This window comes from Cereibacter sediminicola (genome assembly GCF_007668225.1).
GTDB classification, from domain to species: Bacteria; Pseudomonadota; Alphaproteobacteria; order Rhodobacterales; family Rhodobacteraceae; genus Cereibacter_A; species Cereibacter_A azotoformans.
In genome coordinates, this window is the sequence record NZ_VDEK01000043.1 from 1 (window position 1) to 21386 (window position 21386).

Annotated in this window: 19 protein-coding genes and 2 pseudogenes; 17 read left to right on the top strand and 4 right to left on the bottom strand. The window is 65.3% G+C overall.

Annotated elements, in window-relative coordinates; genetic code table 11:
- Positions 1–82: 82 nt before the first annotated feature.
- Positions 83–526 (bottom strand): annotated as a pseudogene (locus tag FG154_RS21550) (recombinase family protein); the annotation flags it as partial.
- Positions 527–670: 144 nt separating this feature from the next.
- Positions 671–1750, bottom strand: a complete 1080-nt coding sequence (locus tag FG154_RS18240; RefSeq protein WP_145111052.1) for a tyrosine-type recombinase/integrase — start codon at positions 1748–1750, stop codon at positions 671–673.
- A gap of 126 nt (positions 1751–1876) precedes the next feature.
- Here FG154_RS18240 and FG154_RS18245 point away from each other — a divergent pair, with 126 nt between their 5' ends.
- On the top strand, positions 1877–2755 hold the full coding sequence (locus tag FG154_RS18245; protein ID WP_145111055.1) for a DUF1403 family protein: 879 nt from the start codon (positions 1877–1879) through the stop codon (positions 2753–2755).
- A gap of 2 nt (positions 2756–2757) precedes the next feature.
- Entirely contained in the window at positions 2758–3351 is a 594-nt protein-coding gene (gene scpB, locus FG154_RS18250) for an SMC-Scp complex subunit ScpB (RefSeq protein WP_145111058.1), read from the top strand.
- Between the two features lie 485 nt (positions 3352–3836).
- Here the strand turns inward: scpB and FG154_RS18260 are convergent, their stop codons facing one another.
- Complete coding sequence (locus tag FG154_RS18260) at positions 3837–4931, bottom strand: Fic family protein (protein WP_145111064.1); 1095 nt, start codon at positions 4929–4931, stop codon at positions 3837–3839.
- Positions 4932–5371: 440 nt separating this feature from the next.
- Here FG154_RS18260 and FG154_RS18270 point away from each other — a divergent pair, with 440 nt between their 5' ends.
- From FG154_RS18270 to FG154_RS18320, 10 genes and pseudogenes are all read left to right on the top strand, one after another.
- A complete protein-coding gene (locus FG154_RS18270) occupies positions 5372–5617 on the top strand; it encodes a type II toxin-antitoxin system CcdA family antitoxin (protein WP_044249738.1) in 246 nt (81 codons plus the stop codon).
- Positions 5617–5913, top strand: a complete 297-nt coding sequence (locus tag FG154_RS18275; protein ID WP_145111071.1) for a CcdB family protein — start codon at positions 5617–5619, stop codon at positions 5911–5913. The genes FG154_RS18270 and FG154_RS18275 overlap by 1 nt, the downstream gene beginning before the upstream one ends.
- 89 nt (positions 5914–6002) lie before the next feature.
- Positions 6003–6287: pseudogene (locus tag FG154_RS18280) on the top strand (IS110 family transposase); the annotation flags it as partial.
- A 103-nt stretch (positions 6288–6390) separates the two neighbouring features.
- Positions 6391–7554: an ATP-binding protein gene (locus tag FG154_RS18285; RefSeq protein WP_108222397.1), complete on the top strand. Its 1164-nt coding sequence runs from the start codon at positions 6391–6393 to the stop codon at positions 7552–7554.
- Between the two features lie 655 nt (positions 7555–8209).
- Positions 8210–9829 (top strand): methyl-accepting chemotaxis protein, encoded by a 1620-nt coding sequence (locus FG154_RS18295; RefSeq protein ID WP_108222395.1) that lies wholly within the window; start codon positions 8210–8212, stop codon positions 9827–9829.
- Complete coding sequence (locus tag FG154_RS18300) at positions 9819–10250, top strand: BLUF domain-containing protein (protein WP_108222394.1); 432 nt, start codon at positions 9819–9821, stop codon at positions 10248–10250. The genes FG154_RS18295 and FG154_RS18300 overlap by 11 nt, the downstream gene beginning before the upstream one ends.
- 230 nt (positions 10251–10480) lie before the next feature.
- Positions 10481–12439: a methyltransferase domain-containing protein gene (locus FG154_RS18305; protein ID WP_145111074.1), complete on the top strand. Its 1959-nt coding sequence runs from the start codon at positions 10481–10483 to the stop codon at positions 12437–12439.
- The gene (locus FG154_RS18310; RefSeq protein WP_108222392.1) at positions 12439–13119 is read left to right on the top strand and encodes an AzlC family ABC transporter permease; all 681 of its coding nucleotides are present in this window, start codon (positions 12439–12441) and stop codon (positions 13117–13119) included. The genes FG154_RS18305 and FG154_RS18310 overlap by 1 nt, the downstream gene beginning before the upstream one ends.
- On the top strand, positions 13116–13427 hold the full coding sequence (locus FG154_RS18315) for an AzlD domain-containing protein (protein WP_108222391.1): 312 nt from the start codon (positions 13116–13118) through the stop codon (positions 13425–13427). Before FG154_RS18310 ends, FG154_RS18315 begins: the two co-directional genes overlap by 4 nt.
- 350 nt (positions 13428–13777) lie before the next feature.
- Positions 13778–14812 (top strand): GSU2403 family nucleotidyltransferase fold protein, encoded by a 1035-nt coding sequence (locus FG154_RS18320; RefSeq protein WP_145111077.1) that lies wholly within the window; start codon positions 13778–13780, stop codon positions 14810–14812.
- Positions 14813–15725: 913 nt separating this feature from the next.
- Here the strand turns inward: FG154_RS18320 and FG154_RS21555 are convergent.
- Positions 15726–16523 (bottom strand): hypothetical protein, encoded by a 798-nt coding sequence (locus FG154_RS21555; protein WP_246100421.1) that lies wholly within the window; start codon positions 16521–16523, stop codon positions 15726–15728.
- A 224-nt stretch (positions 16524–16747) separates the two neighbouring features.
- Between FG154_RS21555 and FG154_RS18330 the strand changes: the two genes are divergently transcribed.
- From FG154_RS18330 to FG154_RS18350, 5 genes are all read left to right on the top strand, one after another.
- Positions 16748–17971, top strand: coding sequence for an AAA family ATPase (locus FG154_RS18330; protein WP_145111080.1), 1224 nt, complete (start codon positions 16748–16750; stop codon positions 17969–17971).
- A gap of 14 nt (positions 17972–17985) precedes the next feature.
- A complete protein-coding gene (locus FG154_RS18335) occupies positions 17986–18423 on the top strand; it encodes a hypothetical protein (RefSeq protein ID WP_145111084.1) in 438 nt (145 codons plus the stop codon).
- Positions 18424–19035: 612 nt separating this feature from the next.
- Positions 19036–19611: a transferrin-binding protein-like solute binding protein gene (locus FG154_RS18340; protein ID WP_145111087.1), complete on the top strand. Its 576-nt coding sequence runs from the start codon at positions 19036–19038 to the stop codon at positions 19609–19611.
- 101 nt (positions 19612–19712) lie between these two features.
- Entirely contained in the window at positions 19713–20768 is a 1056-nt protein-coding gene (locus tag FG154_RS18345) for a hypothetical protein (RefSeq protein ID WP_108222387.1), read from the top strand.
- A gap of 289 nt (positions 20769–21057) precedes the next feature.
- The gene (locus FG154_RS18350) at positions 21058–21357 is read left to right on the top strand and encodes a hypothetical protein (protein ID WP_145111090.1); all 300 of its coding nucleotides are present in this window, start codon (positions 21058–21060) and stop codon (positions 21355–21357) included.
- Positions 21358–21386: the final 29 nt, after the last annotated feature.

A 21386-nucleotide genomic window follows, 5' to 3' on the forward strand; every position in this document is an offset into this window, starting at 1 on the left:
TTCCGGATGAGGCGACAGCCACCGCTTCGGGAACATTCCTTCATGAGGCAATACGTCGGCCAACTTGGTTGTCGCTCATCAGCTCGCGCATCGCTTTCAGCCGGGTGCAGATGGCCAGAAGCGTGATGTCCGAATCTGCGCCCTTGGTTATAGGCGTTCACGGCGCGGAGCAGCCGGCTTTGCGTCCACTGACGCTCGCAGGGGAAGGGGCCGTAATGATGCGCAGCACATCTTCCCAGTCCTGAGCCGTCTCGTTCAGGCGATCCATGTGGCCGTCGTGCCGCGCCAACCATACCTTTCGCAGCGCGGCCGGATTGCGGGCGCGCAGGCCCGGGTTGCCGCCGATCCGTCCCTTCTTCCGAGCCGATGCCGGCCCAGCCTTGGTGCGTTCCCCGGATCAGAGCGCGCTCGAACTAGGCCGCGGCGCCGAGAACTTGCAGGGCGAACTTGCCCTGCGGCGACGCCGTGTCGATGAGATGGTCAGCGAGCGGAAGAAGGCGCCCTTCGCCTCCAGCCTCTCGATCAGGCGGCTTCAGATTGCCGCACAGGCCCTCACACGCGGGTGGTCGGACGCTCATAGACTCCGTGGCCTGATCGACTGTGGCGCGCGCACCGCGTGGCGGGGGCGCGGCAACCGGAGCGCAGGAGGGCAGGGTGCGTCGGTTTCGGCTCAGAGCCCTGCGGCTTTGGTGAGATTGATCCGGAACCTGTCGCGTCTTCGCTGGTATCGGCGTGTCATTTCTGCGGAGGCGTGGCCGAGCTGTTTCTGGATGTGGCGCTCGTCGATCTCGGCGCTGCTGGCGAGGCCTGCGCGGAGGGAATGGCCGGAGAACAGGCGGATTCGCTCTGTCTGGGACAGTTCTGGGCGCAGGCCAGCGTCGTCGACGCAACGCTTGACGAGTCGTGCGACATGCTTGTCGGACAGCCGGTCCGCGGTGGCCTTGCGCCCGTTGCGGGAGACTGCGACGAAGAGGGGGCCGAAGTCGATCCTTGCGTAGTGCAGCCACTCTTCGAGGGCATGAACGGGGCAGGTGTGGCAGGTTGATCCCCGGGCGATCTCGACTTCGCGCCAGCCAGTCTTGCCGCGCAGGGTGAGGAGGGCTCCGTCTTCGAGGATGTCGACCCAGCCGCCGGAGGTCGGGGTATCATCCTTTCCGCGGTCGAGGCTGACGATTTCGGAGCGCCGGAGGCCTCCGGCGAAGCCGATCAGCAGGATGGCCCGATCGCGCAGTCCGCGCAGGTCGTGGGGCAGGGTGGCGAGCATGGCGCGCAGGTCCTCGGGCAGGAGGGCCTCCTTCTGCAGGGGCGGGCGGGCGTGCCGGCGGCGGATGCCGGCGAGGACGGTGGCGATGTGACGGTCCTTTCGGTCCAGCCTTTCCCCACGCTGCGCATAGTTCCAGCCGATGCCGGCGAGGCGCCGCTCAATGGAGGCGACCGAGAGGGCGTGGGCCTTGCCTCGCGGTGCGGCGAGATCGGCGATATGGAGGCCGACCAGTTCGGGCGAGGGGGGAAGGGGGTCCGCTCCGCGCATCCGGCACCAGCGGGTGAACTGCGCCCAGTCGCGGGCATAGGCCTTGAGGGTGTTGGTGGCGACGGCCTGCCGGGCGTAGTCGCGGGCGGTTTCGGCGAGGCGGTCCAACGTGCCCGATCCGGCGACATGGGCGAGCGGGGCGATCGGTTCGGGCTCCCGGTCGCGGCTCTCGCCCTGTTCGCGCGGCTCCGGAGGCGCTGTCCCGGGTCTTTCCTGCATGGTCGCGTTCCTGTGGTTCCTCTGTCCGATAATGCAATCTTACCGGACATAAGCCACTCCGGCAAGGTGCGGCGCTTTCGGCAAAATAACTGGCAAAAAGCGCCGTGACGGGATAGGCTTGCCGCCATGACCGACGCCCGTCCCCCTGGAGCCCCTCCGATCCCGCCGCTGCCCGGCTGGATCGAAACCGCGCCGGCCGAGAGCCTCGTGACGGCGGCCTTCCGCTCCGGGGCGGCGCTTGGAACGCTGCATCTGGTGGTGCGGCAGGAGGCAATCCCCCAGGGAGTGTGGCGCGACCGGCTTGCGGTGATGGCCGCGGAGCGCTGCGCGCAGCGCGCCGGGCGGCGCGAGGGCGGGCGCGAACTGCGCGATGCGCTGCATCTGCTGCGCCCGGGCGATCGCCCGGGGCCAGCGGGCCTGATCCTGCGGCAATGGTCGCGGGCCGTGGCGCGGCCGCTGCCGGGGAGCGGGCTGGAAGGGATGATCGCCGACCTGCCGGCCGACCGGCTCGCCCGCGGCCTCGCGGCGGCGAGCGGGGGGCCGGTGGAGCGGGCTGCGGGGCTGCTCGCGGCCCTTCTGACCGAGCGGCCCCGTGCCGAGGCGCCGGCGCTGATCCTCGCCGATGCGGTGCTGGCCCGGGCGCTCGGCTGGAGCCATCTGCTGCCCTGTCTCGGCCTCGCCCTGACCGCGCGGGACCTGCGGCTGCGCGGCGAGGCCCTGCAGCTCGCCTGCCACCGGGCCGTCGTGGCGGGGGCGGGGCGGGCGGTGCCGCTGGCGGCCGATCTCGCGCGGCGGGCGGAACGTCTTGCGGTCGTGGCGCCGAAGCTCCGCGCCAAGGGGGCGGGGCGGGCGGTCGAGATGTTTCTCGCCCGCGATGCTCTGGCGCCGGCGGCGCTCGATTTCATGTCCGACCGGGCGGCGCGGCGGCTCTGCGACCGGCTGGTGGGGCTCGGCGCGCTCCGCGAACTGACCGGGCGGGACACGTTCCGCCTCTACGGGCTCTGACCATGGCGCGGCGGCGGGAAGAGCCCGATCTCGACCGCGAGCTGGCGGACCTGCCGGCCGAGCTGCGCTGGCGCGAATGGATGCGCCGGATCGAGGCGGTGCTGTTCGCCTCTGCCAGCCCGGTGCCGCGCGAGGATCTGGCCCGGGTGGTGGGGCAGGGGGCCTCGGTCGATCTGCTGATCGAGGATCTGGCGGCCGATCTGGAGGACCGCCCCTACGAGGTGGTACGGGTGGGGGCAGGATGGTGGCTCCGGACGCGGCCCGCCTACGGGCCCGCGATCCGGGCGGCGGCGGATGCGGGGGGGCAGGCGCTGAACCTGGCCGAGTTCGATCTCGCGGTGCTGGCGGCCATCGCCGTTCACCAGCCGATCGGACGCGAGGGGCTCAGGGACATCTTCGGCAAGGAGATCCCCCGCGAACTGATCGGTCGGCTGGTCGAACGTGACCTGATCGGCACCGGCCCGCGCGAACCCCGCCGCGGCGCGCCCCACACGTTCGTCACTACCGAAGCCTTCCTCGCCGTCTTCGGCCTGGAGACGCTGCGCGACCTGGAGGAGGCCGAGCAACAGCGGGATGCCGGGCTGGCCGGGGGGTGACGCCTGCTGGGAGCTGCAACTGGGGGCTGCTCCGGCGCGGGCACAGCGGTTCGGCGGCCTTGCGCCAGGTCTCGCCAGCATGTGTACGGTCGAAGGCCTGGCGGATCTCGGCCGCGACGGCGGTGGGCTGGATCTCCAACGGTACTCATCTCGCCTGCCGCCGGGGCGTCGTGACGGGGCGCGCCCGCCCCCGGCGATGCGGGGGGAAGCCGACGTGAGTGGTGAAGCCGGGTCGATGTGCCCCTGCCCGGCGATGTGGTCACAATGCGGTATTTCGTCAGGCTGTCATGCCGGGCGAGAGCTCTACAGCTCACCGCAGAGGAAGAGGAGGCCCTGGGTCGGACCATGGCTCATGCCGTGGTCTTCACCGATGACCGCCTCGATCCGCTCGAAGCAGCCCCCAGGCATCGAGGGAGTCCCTGGAAGGGCGGGAGAAGCGGCCATCGAGAACGCCACCGAGTTTGCCCTGCCCGGAGGGCAAGACTTCACTCAAGCTTGAGCCAGTACCGGGTCGCCTTCTGCTCCCCCGTCCGGACCAGGGCTTCCTTGACCACGAGATCCCTCAGGTCCCGTGTGGCCGTGGCCGGGGGAGCTCCGGTAATGGTCATGTAGTTCTTGGCACTCAGCCCGCCGAGGAAGCCGTCCGGGCCAGCGTCGAACATGCGCAGCAGAGCCCTTTCCTGGCGGGGGTTCAGCTGGTTCCTCAACCGATCGAGCATCCGGGTCTTCGCGATCAGATGGGCGATCAGAGCCGAGGAATAGTCCTGCGCCCGCAGGACCGTGTCCGCGAACCAGACCAGCCAGGGCGTCACCTCCATCTGCCGGTTGTTCGCCTCGAGAGCGGCATAGTAGCCCTTCCTGTCGCGTTCGATCTGCCGGGACAGGGCCACGAGGCTGGGCTGGCCCAGGCTTCGGGCCAGGCTCGTCTCACAGATGGCACGGGCTATCCGGCCGTTGCCATCCTCGAAGGGATGGATGGAGACGAACCAGAGGTGGGCCAGGCCCGCCCGAACCAGAGAGGGCAGGGGGGAGATCTGGAACCACCCAAGGAACCGATCCATCTCCGCCGCCATCCGGTCAGAGGGTGGCGCCTCGAAGTGGACCTTGGGGGCATGAATAGGACCGGAGACCACCTGCATGGCTTCAGGATGGTCACGGTAGCGCCCCACGGCCCGCAGGTCGCTCCGTCCGCGGCAGACCAGCTCATGCCATATCCAGATCCGCTCTGTCGTGAGCGGCTCGTTCCAGCCCGTGAAGCAGTCCACCATCATCTCGGCAATGCCGCTCTCGGCCGGTTCTGCCCTCCGATCCGAGGAGAGGCCGAACTGCCGGCGGACAGAGGACTGGACGGAGGCCCGGTCCAGCACCTCACCCTCGATGGCCGAGGTCATGACAGCCTCCTCACTGAGGAGGGCGATCTTGGCCTGATCCCGCTCGGCGGCTGCCAGATGCTGCCATGCCCCGATGAGCTTCCCGGACCGCAGCAGGAACTCCCGCTCCTGCTCCACCAGAGCCTCGGGGCGGAAACGCCAATGTGGCCAGTCGGGCTGCTGCCAGTTCCACCGGACAAGCTCTTGCATGATCGATAACCCTCGCCGTTATCGATCACCCATAGGGCCTAAATTGATTGATTGCCAGCGACAGAGCCAGCCCCCTCCGGGTTCACGCCCGCAGGGCAAATGGGATCTGAGGGCAATATGGCCCTGATGGCCGGTCAGACTCCGGCTGAACAACGAGGACCTCCCCCAACAGCGTGCGGCTCCACGACAACCACCGGCGCGACGAGGGTCACGGTCTCGCCGCCTATCACCATGCGGGGATACTCGGCCCCGGTTCACCTGCGCCTGTGCCCCCATCGGCGTCTCGACCCGCCGCCGCGGCCGGATGGCCGGTGCCGGAGAGGCCGGGAAGAAGCGACACGGATACTGACACCAAGCGCCATGGGTGTCACATGCGAACTGTGGCATCCTTGTAGAGAACATGCTGTGTGTATATGTAGTGTGTGTCCTTGGAGGTAACGATGCCGCAAGCGTCTACAGGAAAACAGCGCACGAACGTCACCCTGACAGCGGCCAATCTCGCCGCGGCACGGGAGTTGGGCCTCAACGTGTCAGCGATCAGCGACGCGGCTGTCTCGGAGGCGGTCCGGGCGGCACGGGCGCGTGCCTGGGCCGCAGAGAACGCGGAGGCGATATCCGAGCGCCGCGCCTGGATCGAGGCCAACGGCACACCGCTGGCGGATCTTCAGGTGTTGAAGGTCGACTGATGGCGCAGTTTCAGGTCTACCGGGTCCTGGGCGGGCGGCTGGTGCTCGACCTCCAGACGGACCTGATTGACACCGGTTCCCGCGTCGTCGCGCCGCTTCTCCCGGCCGCTTCCGGCCCGAAAGCGATCAGTCGGCTCGAGCCGGTGTTCACGATCGAGGGGGAGGCCCACGTTCTTCACACCACAGAGATGGCGGCTGTTCCCTCCGGCCTGCTCAAGGGGCCGCCGGTCGCGGATCTTTCCGGGTCCGACTATGAGATCCGGGGCGCTCTCGACATGCTCTTTTCCGGTTTCTGAACCTCAGGTGGGCATTGATGATGTGACCGCCCCCCGACGGCATCGATGTGCCAAGGTGGGTCTGCGACGATCCACAGAGGAGGACGGTCATGTCGGAGATTCCCACGGTCGGGCTCGATCTGGCGAAGAACGTGTTCCAGCCGCATGGGGCTGATGCCTCTGGGCGAGCTGTGCTTTGGAAGAAGCTTCGGCGCGACCAGGTGCTCGACTTCTTCGGCCGGTTGCCACCTTGCGTCGTGGCCATGGAAGCGTGCGGCGGCGCGCATTTCTGGGGCCGCGAGATCGGCAAGCTCGGCCATGAGGTGCGCCTGATCCCGCCCGCCTACGTGAAGCCCTTTGTCAAGCGCCAGAAGAATGATGCGGCCGACGCCGAGGGCTGCTGACGAAGCTCGGCTTCGACTGTGCCATCATGGCGCCCGCGCTCAACCGGGCACGAAAACCTTGCAAATCCTCCATGTGATGGAGTAATTGCGGGGTATGTACCGGCGCCGGACCAGTCAGACCGTGCTATGCGCCCTCGAGAGCCAAGCGGCCGTTGTCCTTTTGGGGCCCCGGCAGGTTGGCAAGACCACTCTTGCGCTGGAGATAGCCGGGCAACGCCCGTCTGTGTATCTCGACCTGGAACGCGACGCGGATCGGCAGATCCTGACGGAGCCCGATCTTTATCTGGATGAACAGGTCGGCAAACTCGTGATCCTGGATGAGGTCCAGCAGATGCCGGACCTGTTCAAGAACCTCCGAGGGCAGATCGACATGCGACGGCGCAAAGGGGCCCGCACGGGGCAGTTCCTTCTTTTGGGGTCTGCTTCGAATGTACTGCTCCATCAATCAGCGGAGTCCCTCGCCGGGCGGGTTCGCTACATCGAGATGCCGCCTCTCCTACTGGACGAAGTAGGCCCAGAGAGGTTGAACGACCTGTGGCTGAGAGGCGGCTTCCCGGACAGCTTCCAGGCGGACAGCGACCGGGACAGCCTGATCTGGCGCGAGGATTTTCTGCGCACCTACCTGGAGCGCGATATCCCCGCACTCGGGCTGCGCATCCCGGCCGCCACACTGCGCCGCTTCTGGACGATGCTGGCGCATGCGCAGGGTGGACTGCTGAATGCAGCCGCGCTGGCCGAGGGCCTAGGTGTCTCGGGTCAGACAGTAGGACGGTACCTTGATCTGCTCGTCGACCTTATGCTGGTGCGGCGCCTGCAGCCTTGGCACGAGAATGTCGGCAAGCGCCTCGTCAAGTCGCCGAAGGTCTTCGTCAGGGATAGTGGCCTCGTCCATGCGTTGCTTAACCTGAGCTCAATGGAGAGCGTTCTGGGGCATCCGGTGGTCGGTGGGAGTTGGGAAGGGTTCTGCATCGAGACCCTGATCGCCTCCGCACCAACAGGAACCGAGCCCTTCTTCTACCGAACCGCGGCGGGGGCTGAACTTGACCTTGTTCTGCGGCTTCCCGGGGATGACATCTGGGCGATCGAGATCAAGCGCACCACCGCGCCCAAGGTGTCGCGTGGTTTTCACCTGGCGGTCGACGACATCAAGGCCGACCGAAAGATGCTGGTCTACGCCGGTGAACGGGAAGTCCCGGCAGGTGACGGCTTGCGCGCAATGCCTCTGGCTGCCGCCGTGGGTCAGTTGCGTAATCTGTAGTGCTCCACGTCCGTTCCGGACCCCTCGCGATGCTACGCCTATTTGCACCGAGCTGGGAGACTTACCCCTCCCCTGGCAGCCAGAATGGCCCTCACCTTTCTGGACCGCATTCCTGCGCGACCTCGTGCGCCGCGGGCTCTCCGGCGTGAAGCTGGTGGGTGGGGCTGTTGAAAAAGTCGGAACCCTCTGATTCAGTTCGTCTATGGCTGGGTTTGGGCGGGGTCGGGAATGCTGGAGCGTCGGTCTCGCGAACAACTGGAATTCTTCCTCTGCGGGTCACGGTCTCGCCGCCAATCACCATGCCGGGATACTCGGCCCTGATTCACCTGCGCCTGCGCCCCCATAGGCGTCTCGACCCGCCGCCGCGACCGGATGGCCGGTGCCGGAAAGGGACACGTCCCCGCCAGCCGCATTGGCCGGAAAGGCCGAGAAGAAGCTACGCAGGTAGATGTGGTGGTTGGGGATCTTCCCTTGCAGGCTACATCCGTTCGCAGCCCGAGCGCCCTCATTTCGGCTTGAAGCAGCACTTCGCGCCTCTCTGCCAGCCGAATGGCCTGGCGAGGCACAGTCACCGTTGAAGTAATCCGAGGCCGTATCAGCCGTTGCAAGCACCGTCGCTCAGAGGCGGCCGAAGTGTGGAGACTTAAAGATTATCATGAGATTTACCATTAAGCTCAAGCTGGTTTCAACCTTCCTGCTGGTCTTCCTGCTGATGGGGGCCGGCATGCTGCTCGGTATCGTGGATCTTCGCCACTCCAACCAGACGCTGGGTGAAATCGCACATGTTCTGGCAGCTCGCGTGGATGCCGCGCGGCAACTGGAGGTCGAGCAGGGCGAGTTCAACATCGTGCTGCGCGACTATGTCTCCGCGGCGGACGCAACAGAGCGTGCCGCCCGCAAGGAGGACATCACCCGCATCCGCGCGGCGATGAGCGCGAGCATCGACCGCCTGAACGCCCTGGCCGATGACGCCGGCCGACCGATGATCGAACGCTACAGCGAGCAGCGGAAGGTGGCGGCGGCGATCAATGATCAGGTATTTGCTCTGGCGGATACGGGGAAGGCCGTAGAAGCCTCCCGGCTTCTCGCCACCGAGTCACGGCAGGGGATGTCGGCACTCGCTGCGGAACTGAAAGCGTTTCGCGATGCCTACAGCCACCAGATGACCGCCGCGACAGAAGAGGCCGATCGAGAGTTGAGCGCGAGCGGCCTCAACCTGTCGCTCCTCGCCATTGTCGCCGTGGTTGTGGGAAGCCTCGCCGCGATGGCCGTCATCAGGTCAATCACCCGGGGCATCGGCAGTGCCCTGGACCTGTCGAAGCGGGTGGCGTCGGGCGACTTGACCACGCTTGCCGAACCGCGCGGTTCGGACGAACTCGCAGAACTTCTCCACGTCAACAACACGATGATCGTCAAGCTCCGTGAGGTGGTTGGCCGAGTGAGTTCGGCAACGGGTCAGGTCGCAGCGAACAGCCTGACAATGGCCGCCACCTCGGAACAGCTCTCGCAGGGCAGCAACGAACAGGCCTCCGCGACCGAAGAAGCCTCGACGTCCGTCGAGCAGATGGCCTCGAACATCAAGCAGGCGGCTGGGAATGCGGGAGAGACAGAAGCCATCGCTGCGAAATCGGCCGAGGATGCCCGCGCCTCCGGCGCGGCGGTCCGGGAAGCGGTCGAGGCAATGGGAGCGATCGCCGATCGCATCTCGGTCGTTCAGGAGATCGCACGCCAGACCGATCTACTCGCCCTCAATGCCGCCGTCGAGGCTGCCCGCGCCGGAGAGCACGGACGAGGCTTCGCGGTCGTTGCATCCGAAGTCCGCAAGCTGGCCGAGCGCAGTCAACTCGCGGCGGCGGAGATCTCGACGCTCTCGGCGCGGACCGCGACCACGGCGCGTACGGCCGGGGAGATGCTGGGCCGGCTTGTGCCGGACATCGAGCGCACGTCGGGCCTCGTCTCGTCCATTTCGGCCGCATCGCGCGAACTGTCGGTTGGTGCGCAGCAAGTGGCGCTGGCGATCCAGCAACTCGATCAGGTGACACAGCAGAACACCACTTCTGCGGAGGCGCTGGCGAGCGGAGCGGCCCAGCTTTCGGTTGAAGCCGAGCAACTCAAGGAAGCGGTCGCCTTCTTCCGCAGCGGTCAGGATCGAACGGAAATGTCCGTAGCAATGTCCTCCCCGGGAAGCCGCCATGCCTCCAGGCCGGTGCTCCGCGTGGTGGGGCCGGAACAGGGCTTCGGCTTCGACATGTCGGACCGCCGTCATGTCGGGTGAACTGATATCCTTGACCTACAGAAGCCGCGCCCGCCTGTCCGATCCAGAGGAGGATATTCTGAGCATCATTCGGATGAGCCGCGTGATGAACCCTCGTTTCGGGATCACCGGCATCCTGTTCTACGATGGCTTCCACTTCGTTCAGATACTTGAGGGGCCACGAAGCGGCTGCAATGAGATGTTCTCCTGCATCTCCCGCGATGCCCGCCACGAGGATATCGTGACCTTCGGGATGTTCGAGATTGAAAGGCGGCGCTTTCCCGACTGGTCCATGCGGCTGGTATCGCGTCGGGAACTGCACGCCCTCGTCCCCGAGCTGGATCTGCTCGACGTGGGGGAGCGCGAGGAAATTGCGCGGGTCCATGCCGGGATCGTCAGGAGACTGGCTCCGGCGGAGCCGGGTGTGGACAGAGCAGGCTGATCGGGAGAAGCGCTGTGCCGCTTTGCCTGAAATGGCCAAGACATCGAGCGTGCGCGGGGTTGCAAGGGCTGCGCGTCAGGCGTTGGGCGCTTGGCGATTGCGGAGGATGGCCGTAGGTGACGCAGCCTTGCGGGCTCCCGCACCGGCAATGGCGCTTTCCGATTTGTCGGAATCTTCCATTATAATGGAATAGCTGCTACGTTTGCCCCCGGCAACATGGGGAGGGGCCAGTGCCTCATTCGGTCGAGGTCGACAGGGCGGCGCGGATCGGCGCCAACATCGCCCGCGCCCGGCAGCGGCGCGGCCTCACTCTGGACGGGCTTGCCGAGCTGAGTTGCGTGAGCCGGGCCACCATCTCGGCTCTCGAGCGCGGGCATGGCAATCCCGGCGTTCAGACCCTCTGGAGCCTGGCCGACGCTCTGGGCCTGAACTTCGCAGCCTTGCTCGGCGATGAGCCCGCGAGCGCTCTGGTGGAGGACGCGGGCGTCAGCGTCCGCCTGGTCGAGCGGCAGACAACGCCTCCGGTGATCGAGACCTACATCCTCGAACTTCCCGCCGGCGAGAGCCGACAGGCCAAGCCCCATCTTCCGGGGGTGCTCGAACATGTCGTGGTTCTGGCGGGAGAAATGCGGACCGGACCGGCCGCGCGCCCCCAGACCCTGCGCGCCGGCCAGTCCATGTCCTTCGCCGCGGATGTCGATCACATCTACGCCGCCGGAAACGCGGCCTGCCGGGCGCTCGTGAGCGTCGTCTATCCCGAGATCACGCCCGGCACGCCCGACCATGATCTTCCCTGGCCGGCCGGCGGGCCGGACTGGGACGCCGTCACGGCAATCCTGAGCCGCGCCACGGTGGAAGTGCAGAACGGCCTTGGCGTCAGCGTCACCACCTTCAGGGCCTCCCCGGTCGGCAGGATCTCCGAAGAAGGGCTCGACCGGCTTCGGCGCCATGTCGAGGGGCTCCCCGCTTCCCCCGCCGTGCGGCGCTTCCTCGTCACATCCGCGGATCCGGCGGTCATCACGCTCTATCGGGGAAGCCCGATGCGGGATCTCGGCCCCCGCCCGCAGGGACTCGCGGGTGATCTCGGCGCGCGCTGCTGGGATCTCGCCCGGCAGGCCGTGCAGCGGAGGGTCGAGGGTGACGCCGCGAGGCTTGAAGATGTCGCGCGCGCGCCAGGCACGATCATCGAGGCCGCGCTGGCGGCCGACGTGCTGACGCGCGCCGGCCGGCCGACGGTGCCCCACGGGATCAATGTGCAGGCCGCGCAAACCGGCCGGGGGGCAAGCGATGGCCGCCGCCTGCTCGAGGACCGCATCGATGTCGATGCTTGTGAGGCCTACGACCTCGTCCACCCGGCCCATGCACGCCGGGCCCTTGCCGTGGCGGGGGCCCTTCCTTCGGTCGAAGGTCTTCGCATCCTGGATGTCGGAACCGGGCCCGGTCTTCCGCTGGCCATGTTGCGTGAACTCCGCCCGGACCTCTCGGCTCTCGCTGTCGATCCGAGCGAGGTGGCAGTTGCGCAGCTGAAACGCCGGTTCGCCTCGGACCCGAATGTCGAGATCCGGCAGGCGTCCGTGACCGATCTTGCACCCCCGGCGTCTCCCTTTTCCTGTGCGGTCTCGATCGGCGCGTTGCACCACCTGGATACCGCAGCCTTCCTTTCCTCCATTCGCGGACAGCTGGAGACCGGCGGATTGCTGATCGTGGCCGACGAGATGCTCGCGCCGTTCAGGACGCGGCAGGAGCGTCAGGCGGCCCTGATCCGGCACCACCTGTGGTATGTCCTCGACACGCTGGTGAGCCTTCCGAGCGGCAGCCATCCCGGGGATGTGGCGCTTGCCGAGAAGCTGCGGGAGGATCTGCCGATGGCACAGGCCCTGGCGCAGGGGGGCCGGACGGAGGCGGCGATCCGCAAGATCCGCGCTCTTCACGAGGAACTGGTCCTTGTCGAGCGTCCCGTCCTGCCCTCACATCCTCTGGCGGTCTTCTCGCGGTTTCACCTGCTCGAGTTGCAGGCGCTGGTCGCCGGACTGGATGACGAGGTTGACCCGAAGACCTTTCCGGCGCGGTTCCTGGCCCTCGCCCGCTGCTGCGGATTCGAGCTCCGATCGCACCAGCGCCTCTACGCAACGGACGGCGACGGGGATCTTGATGCCGGCACCCATCTCTTCGTTCTGGAGGCCCTGTGATGACGGTTCTCCGCGATCTGAGGGCCGGCGCGCGGGCCGCCCTGCCCATCGCGCTGGCCTACCTGCCGGTGGCCTTCGCCCTTGGCGCAGCCTCGTCCCGGCTGGGATTCTCGGCGGCCGAAAGCGCCTTGTGGTCCTTCACGATGTTCTCGGGCGCCAACCAGGCGCTCATGCTGAGTTCGCTTTCCTCCGGGGTGCCGCTGCTGGTCATCGCGGCCCTGTGCATCGCTGCGAGCCTCCGGCACCTGCTTTACGGACTCGCCCTTGCCCCGCGGATTTCGGCCAGCCCGATCCAGCGCTCGGTCTTCGGCTACGGGCTGACCGATGAGGTCTTCGCCACCGCCCTGACGGCCGGCGAGGGACAGGGCGGGCCTCTGCGCGGCCCCTGGCTGATCGCGCTGGGGCTGACGGTGCTTCTGGTCTGGGTGGCCGGGACCGGGATGGGGAATGCCGCCGGAGATGCCCTGCAGGCCGTCTCGCCGCATCTGGCCAGCACCCTCGACTTCGCCCTGCCGGCCCTGTTCCTGTCGCTGGTTCTGGCGATGGCACGGCGATCCCTCCATCTGCCGATGCTGCTTGCGGCAGCCATCGCCGCCCTTCTTCTCGGGCTGGGCCGTCCGGAACTTGCCGTGCCCCTGGCGGCGCTGGCCGCCCTTCTCCCACGGCGGGGGACGGCATGAGCGAGATCTGGCTTGCCATTCTCGTCATCGGCATCGCCACCTATGCCACGCGGGTCGTGCCCCTGCTCTGGGAGCGCCGGATGCCGCTGGCCGCCGCGCGCGGCGGGTGGCTTGACCATCTCGGCCCCTGTCTCATCGCCGCCATGGCGACGACCGTCATCCTGCCGCCCTTCCTGACTGCGGAGGCGGCGCTCGATATCCTGCCCGAGCTCGCAGGCCTGCTGGCGGTCGGAGCGGTGATGCGGCTGCGCGCGGATCCTGGCCTCGCCACGCTGGGAGGGATGGCCGCATACTATCTGGCCGGGTGAATGCAGTAGCGTCGAGACCTTCAGCCCCGGGCGCGATCGGGGCTTCCGGGCGACCCTCTCCAAGCAGACAGCAGAAGATTTGCCGGTGGCAAGGTTCTCCGGAAAAAGGGTGATCAGCTTTTCATCCGATCGATCGGACCAGCATCGGCTTCTCGCCCGGTCGGGACGGGGGAAGGGCACCGCAAGGAGATCCCCCGAGCTGATCGGTGGCCGAACGACCTGATCGATGAATCGGGAACGGCTCCAGTTCCCTTGCAGCCACGCCCCCGAGGGACAATTTTGTTGACTAAATATTTGAATAAAATGATTTTGGTACCGCTATGATTTCATAGCCGGAAGGTGATACCAAAATGATTAATTACAGTGAGTTGGATGCGAGGACTGTGCGTGAGCGGATCGACATGGCGCAGTTGTGGGACGCTTGGATCGCGGCCGATGATCTGCGCCGGCACAGCTTTCGAGGATCTGTCGGCTGGGAGGTCAGGAACGGGCGGGACTACCTGTACAGCAGAAAACGCGGTGTGGTGAAATCCCTCGGGCCCCGCAGCCCGGACACCGAGCGGATCCACCTGGCCTTCCATCAGGGTCGGGATGCCAACAAGGCCCGCTTGGCATCCCTTTCTGCGGAGATGAACCAACAGGCCGCGGTGCTGCGTGCCCTGAATGCAGGGCGGCTTCCCATCATGGCCGCGCGAACGCTGCGGGCCCTGCGGATTCACGACAAGAGTGCCACGATCCGGGTCATTGGAACCAACGCGCTCTACGCGTATGAGAGTCTTGCCGGGGTCATGTTCAACTCCGCATCCACTGCGACCGGTGACGTCGATATCCCTGTCGATGACCGGAACCGTCTGCGGCTCCTGACCGAGACGGATGAGCGGATCGGTCTGACGCGACTGGTGCAGCGGACCGTGGACAAGAGCTTCCAGTCCTGCGGCACGATGGATTTCCGGCTGACCAACGACAAGGGCTACATGATCGAGTTCCTTCGACCGGAGCCCCCGCCGATATACCGCTCAATGCCCGGCGCCGATCCTCTGGAGGCCGGAGATATCCGTCCAGCTCCCATCGCGGGACTGCAGTGGCTGGTCAACGCTCCGGCGGTCGACGTGGTCGTTCTTGACGAGAGGGGCTTCCCTGCTCCCATACGGTGTCCCGATCCTCGGTACTGGGCGGTCCACAAGCTCTGGCTGTCCGCCCGGGAAACCCGGGAGCCGCAGAAGAAGATACGGGATCGACAGCAGGCAGATGTCATGGTGAAACTCATCGGCGACAAGCTCCCGCAGCTTCCGTTCGACGAGCGCTTCCGGCGGATGCTGCCACGTGAGCTGGCAAGGATGCTGGAGCCGTCACCCATCGCGACGAGAACCGATCCCTCCTGGTAACACGGGTTACGAGGGCTGGCTCCGATCAATTCATCGGTTCGATCGCTTCACGCTCGAGTTCCATCAGCCGCCCAAGTCGCCAGACAGTTTCGCCGAAAGCGCGCCGCCCCTCAGGCGAGCGGATGCTGCTTCCTTCTTCTTTCAAAGTGGCATGAGCCTGGCCTTGTCGTCGGAGCCTTGAGACACAGCCGGACCTGGTTTCTGTCGGGGTAAGGGCCTGATCCGGCAGGGCAGGGGGACCGGGGTCAGAAACCACCATTTCTGACAGTCTGTATGCGATAAGCGGTAACCGTTCAACCCAGGCCTCGCCATGCCGGGAGGAATGGCCGCGCACCATATCGCCGGGGTGAGCGCGTTTACGCCGTGACCTTCAGCACCCAAGGACCTGATCGGGCCTCTGGACAATCCTCTGCCGCCAGATTCAGGCCCAATACGGGCTTATCAGACTGTTGAGCGCAGACTGAGTCAGTCGTGATTGTCCTGATGATGAGGGCGGGGGCGGCATTCCCGCCGCCCCGCCACCAAATGAAATAATGACTTATTTTAAAAAACCCTGACGCTCTTCTGATTAACGGAGCCCCCTGCACCTTCCTGCTTAGGGACAGGAAGAGCAGGTTAGTCCGGGTAATAAAATTCCGAACGGGCATCCTTCCAGGGCCTGTTTACGATGATGAAGTTTCGGGATGTGAGTCAATTAAACCATGGGGTCAGGGATTACCCCTTGGGTGTACCGGTGGTAGGTTCCTGCGTAGCATCCCTCCCGCCCAGCCTCGACCTTCCGAAGGCGGCGGCAGCGCGCAGATGCGGATAGCCTTCAGGGGAGGCAGAATGGCAGACTTGGAACGGACATCCCTGGCCGAGGTTCTCATCCTCTCGCCGGGCACGTCCCTCGACAGCCCCGGTGTCATATCCTTCATTCTTCGGCCTTGAGCAGAAGCGCCACATGATCGGCTGTAAACTTGAACCCCTGGCCGTCCGGGATGCGTTCGGCCGAAATCGGATATCTGGGCCTCCGGGGATCGATGCCCGCGACCCGGAATCGCTCGTGCCCCGTTGAGAATTCGCGACCATAGTCATCGGGCAACAGCCCATATTCCTCGGCCAGCGCCTCGAACAGAATGCGCTCCGGATTCAGCGCCGTGCCGTCCGCCAGCGGGATCGAGACGCGGATGCCGAACTCGAAGTTCCAGCGCAGGTTCATCGCCTTCACCCCGAGGCTCTCCGCAAGGAGGCCGTGCTTCTCGGCCACCTGGCAGCAAGCCTCCAGCATGTCCGCCTCGATCCTCCGGCACAGGCCAGGGGTCAGGTTTCTGGGAGGAGAAACTTTCGACATGTTCGACTCGCCTGTTTTCGGTGGCGTATCCGAAATCCGGAGATTCTGCATCCCGTGCCTGCCGCGTCGGAGGACGGAGGCCGGTGTCGGGGCGGCATCGGCAAAGAAAATCCGGATCTTCTCAGGATCCGCCCCGGGCTGTGTTGTGCCGGCCGATCTTTCTTCCAATCGTTTCGTTCCTGCAGCGGCGAGGGGTGGAATCCGATATGGCACGTTTCCGCTCCGGCCATGCGAGCCGATCGACCTGGCCCCTTGGTGGAAGTGCAGCTTCGCGGGAACTGTCAGCGGATCGGAGATCCCGTGGATCATTTCCAGATCCTGTAATAGGCGGTTCACGATGTCTGCGGACCTTATCGGGCCGGAGCCGAGCATCCCCATCTGGATTTTCCATCTTGACAGCCGATTCGGGCGCCGTCAGAATCTCGGCATGTCGAACCAGCACGCCCACCACTCGATACGCTGATCTTCCGATTTCGGGAGGCGGCACGGGTGTGCGGCGGGGTCTTATAAGCCCTTAGCGCCAGATCAGCGTAGCGACCGGGTTCGAGTCCCGGGCCTCCTACCAATCCGCATCAGCTTGACCGTGGACCCAGGTGGTGGCCGTGCCTCTTTTCGACGACGATCTCGATGAAACCGGGAGTGCCGAAGAGCTTCCCCCGACGCCAGCCGGCTTCCGGCGCGAGTGGGCGCAACTGCGGGACATGGACGCCTCGATGCATCACAATGAGGCGCAGAGGTGGTCGTTCCTGAAGCGGCCGTCCACTCTCGAGACCTACAGCTTCCTTTTCAAGCGCGCCTGCGGGGAGCCTCATGAGGTCGTCAGGAGACGGCTGCGTGAACTGCAGAATGCCGATCCGCTGTGGGTGGGCCTCGCCTCCGAGGTACGCGCGCGGCTCATGCTGCAGGCCGGCGATCTTTCGCAAGGAGAGGGGGATTGCGGAACCGCATCCGCCGAGGTCACGAACGGCAGCGTGCCGGCGGGCCATATCCTGTTGCATGCCGCTCCGGCAAAAGTCGGGGAGGACCGGCGCGGCCGGGACGCCCTGCGAGAGGCGCTGGCCAAGCCCAAGAGGCTTGCTGGACCGAGAACGCCGGACGAGGTGGACAGGCTCTTTGCCGCCCTCTTTGCGGAAGGCCCCTGGCTCCGGAAGCCGCTCGCATGGGCCTGGCAGAGGGCGCTCGACAGTCTCGATGAATGTGGATGGTTTCGCCTGCCGCCGCTGTTGCTGCTCGGACCTCCCGGCTGCGGCAAGACCCGGATGGCCGAGCGGCTGGCCGAACTGGCGGGCCTGCCCCGGTCGCGTCTGGAGGGCGCCAGCATGACGGCGAGCTTTCCGATCGGGGGGAGTGATTTCCAGTGGAATTCCTCCCATCCGGGTGAGGCTGTGAGGCTCATCCACGAGAGCGACGTGGCAAATCCGCTCGTGATCTTCGATGAGGTCGAAAAGGGGCAGACGAGTTCCTCCGGCGGCGATCCTCGCCAGGCCCTCCTGCCTTTTCTGCAGCGCTCCACCGCGGCAAGCTACCGTTGCCCCTACCTGCAGGCGCCGGTCGATCTCAGCCACGTCACCTGGATCCTCACGGCCAACAGCCTCGAGGGGCTCAGCGCTCCGCTTCTCGACCGCGTGACACTCTTTCCCGTGGGCTATCCCACGGGCTCCGATCTCGAGCGCCTCGTCATCCGCGTGCTGGACGGGCTGGAGGTGGACGAGCGCGTGGTGGCGCGGATCACAACCGAGATCGAGGGCGGGCGGCTGACGCTCCGCGGGCTCGAGCGTCTGAAAAACGATTTCCGAGCGCTTGGGCGCCGGCCGATGCTGCATTGAAAGGGCAGATGATGATGACTGACATTCGGGCGAAGAGTGCGGAGTTCCTGCTGATGCTCGTCGTGCCGCTTCTGGCGCTCGTGCTGGCGCTCGCGCATGCCTGGGCGGTCCGCGAGATCGCGGGGGACCTCGGAATTCTGATGGAGCTGCCGCGCCCCTCCCGGCTGGGCTACCCGTTCATTGCGAACCGGCCCGTGCTCTATATCGGTTACCTGTTTCTGACGGTTGCCTTTCTCGCCACGATGGCGCTGGCGGCCGAGCTTCCGAAGGGGCACCTCGCGGGCTTCCTTCTTGGCCTGGCCTTCCTGGTCCACGCTGCGGTCGTTCTGATGGTCACCGGTCTGGCCGCGCTGGGGCTGATTGCGACCCTGTTTGTCCTGGGCACCTCGCTCGGGCAAGTCCTCCTCGTCGGAACCGGGCTGAGCTGGCTCGCCGCCTGGGCCTACTCCTGATCCTGACACCAGCGCTTTCGGCCGGATCATCTGACAAGCATGGTCCGGCGATGCCGGGTGGGAAGGTGATACGGCTCGGAAATTCCCGAGCGGCAAGCCGCAGGGAAAGACTGCGGATTACACGGGCGCGGAAGTCTCCGGAATCCTGGGGACGCTCGAACACGCCAACCATTCGGCATTGCCATGTATCCGCCCGCTGCGATGCCAATCAAAAGCAGGTACATGACAAAGCCGGGTCGTTGTTCTGCTTCAGGAAGCGCTTCTTCCTGGTTGGCGACTTGCTGTCCGCATCACCGGGAAAAGCCGCTTCCCGGCCCTCCCGGGAATGCTGACTTTGTCCCATACCGTCCGCCGGGTCAGGGGGAGGATGACCCAATCCGATCCTCTCGATCTTGAAGGTCATGGCAGCATGATACTTAATGCCGCAGGCATCGCAAGGGACGCCCGGCTGAAGTCGATAAAATACAGTTGGCCAAGGTCGCAAAAGCGGAAGCCGCCAGGCCGAGAAAGCGCCTGTTCCGTTAAACTCAGGCCGGGGGATCGGGCGCAGAGCTTGACGAAACCTCGTGCTCCATCGATAGGGAGGTCGCGTTGAAATAACGGAGACGTGACGTGAATATTAAGAATGTCGTTGGACTGGTTGTTGTGGCTGCCGGCCTCTCTGCGTGTGGTGGCAGCGATGGTGGCACGTCTTTCGATAGCCTTGCGACCCGCGGGGACAGCCTGATCGAGAAGTACGAAGTTGTCGAATTGACGCCTGTCGGTTCGATGCCTACGGCAGGTACCGCGTCCTACGAGGGTGTGGCTGGCTATTTCTTCAGCGAGGCTGCGTACGATGCGGCAGAGAGTGCCGCGGATGCCGATGTGCTGTCGACCGTATCGCTGACTGCCAACTTCAGCGATTCCTCGATTGCCGGCTCTCTCGGCAATTTCAAGGACCGCGAGGGAGTTTCTGTATCGGGTTCTGTCGCGATCAAGGACGGCCAGATCATGGACAACGTTTTCATGGCTGATCTTGATGGCAGCATCACCGCCGAAAACGAGACTGCAACCGTGCGGGGCGTGACCTATGGCGGTTTTGTCGGCGGCACCGCCGAAGCGGTGATGGGGGCCATCGAGGCGGACATCATCCATGGCCCGAGCGATGTCGAGGGGCTTTACGGCGAATTCATTGCCGAAAGGAAGTGATCCAGGTCGGCCAAGGGCGTCCTCGCCCTTGGTCACCACCGGGATCTGACGTCTCTCGTCCCTCTGGCAGATTGCAGCGGGACTGATCCAGGACTCTGTTGTTGCGCCTTCTTGCCATCACCCTGCTTGCGCTTGGGATCCTTCTGGGAACTCCTGACACCCCTTGGGCAAGGACGACCCGCCCCGACGCTCTTTCCGAATGGAGGCTGGCCCAGGAGTTCGGTGCCGCCAGGCTGCTCCTCAAGACTCTTCTCAAGGAGCGGCCGGCCGGCGGCGAGAAATATGCGATTCTCGTGGCGGAGAGTCTGTCACTTTCCAGACAGGGCGTGACGCCGAGGCCCCGGCTTACGTTCGGCATCGCGCCGGTGGTGGAATATGACCACAACATCAATGGAGGGTTTCCGGTCGATGAAATTTCCATTGGCCCCTTCACGTTTGTTGTCGATCCAGAGTCCCGCGCCAGGAGTGGCTTGACGTTCGGCCTTCGGGCGGATGCTGGCGCCAGTCTGGCCGTTGCAGATGGCCTTCTCTTCACGTTGAGTGCGTATGGTACCGCGCGGCATTCGTTCGAACATGATCTCAATGTCCTGAAATATTCGACGACCGCTTGCCTGAAGTACACCTCTCGCACCTGGAGCTATGTCGACGCATGCGCATCCGAATACAATCTCAGGCGGGACCTGAGCGAGGAGGAGCGTTTCTTCAGGTCCGTGACGTTCGGCCGGGTATTTTCCACAGGGAACGCATCACACGACGTGGCTGTCACGGCCCTGCATCAGCGTTATCTCGGGGATTCGCAGAGGAGACTCCGACTATCCGTATCAAGCGTTGTTCGGGAAGTGGGCGCCTTTGACTTCGGCGTTTCCGTAGGTGACGGGCCGGATGGCGTCCTTGCAATGACGCAGGGAGTGGATGTCGGTTTCGGCTCGGTGCTCTGGGGGCAGCCGACGAGAGTCTCGCTGGCGTATCTCAGGGAAGAGGGCGGGGTCTTTTTCGGTCAGGACCGCTCGGATGAACGGTGGCTCCTGCGGGCCAATCGGCGCCTTTCGCCTTCAGTTGATGGGTACGTTTCGCTGGAAAGAAAGAACTCCTCACTCGAGGCATTCACGGAGAGCCTGTTTAACATTGGCTTTGAGATCCGAGGTCGCCGTTGGTGAGTTTCCATCTGACGGTCGGTGTCCGGCTCGATGGCGATGCCTGGGCTGGGGCAGGGACCTGCAGCCGCTCCGCTGACGCTCCGGTGGTGCGGTCGGGCTTTTTGCCTTCCTCGGACCCTTAGGCAAGGCGCACCGCCCGAGGGAAAGGGGATGTTGCGATATGTCCTTCGATGCGCAGGTCAGATCTTGTGGGTGTGCGGCATCTGGCGTGCATGCTTATGCACGCTTCGAGACGGCAGCAACTTGTTGCATTGTCCCCTCGCATCAAGAAACTGGTCTCGAGGGTATGATGGACAATCTCTACCTCTGCGTCGGCACGTCCGCCGGGCAGTATGCGGAGATCCGGAAGCCTGATCCGGCGATCAAGGGTCGGACGCGGGATGCGGCCAGTCTTGAGCTGCGCCGCTCCGACAGGGTGAGCCAGGATCTGCGGCCCACGCTCCCCGCCTTCGTGAGGAAGCATGTTCCCTACGGAGCAGGTCGCACGGCGGCTCCGGTCTGGCTGGAAGGCCATGGGCGACTGGCGGTCGCGCGGGCGCGATCCATCCTTCTGCACCGCGGTTGGTTGTCAATCGGCATCCAAAATTGACCCCCAATCGGCGTCCAATTTTGACCCCC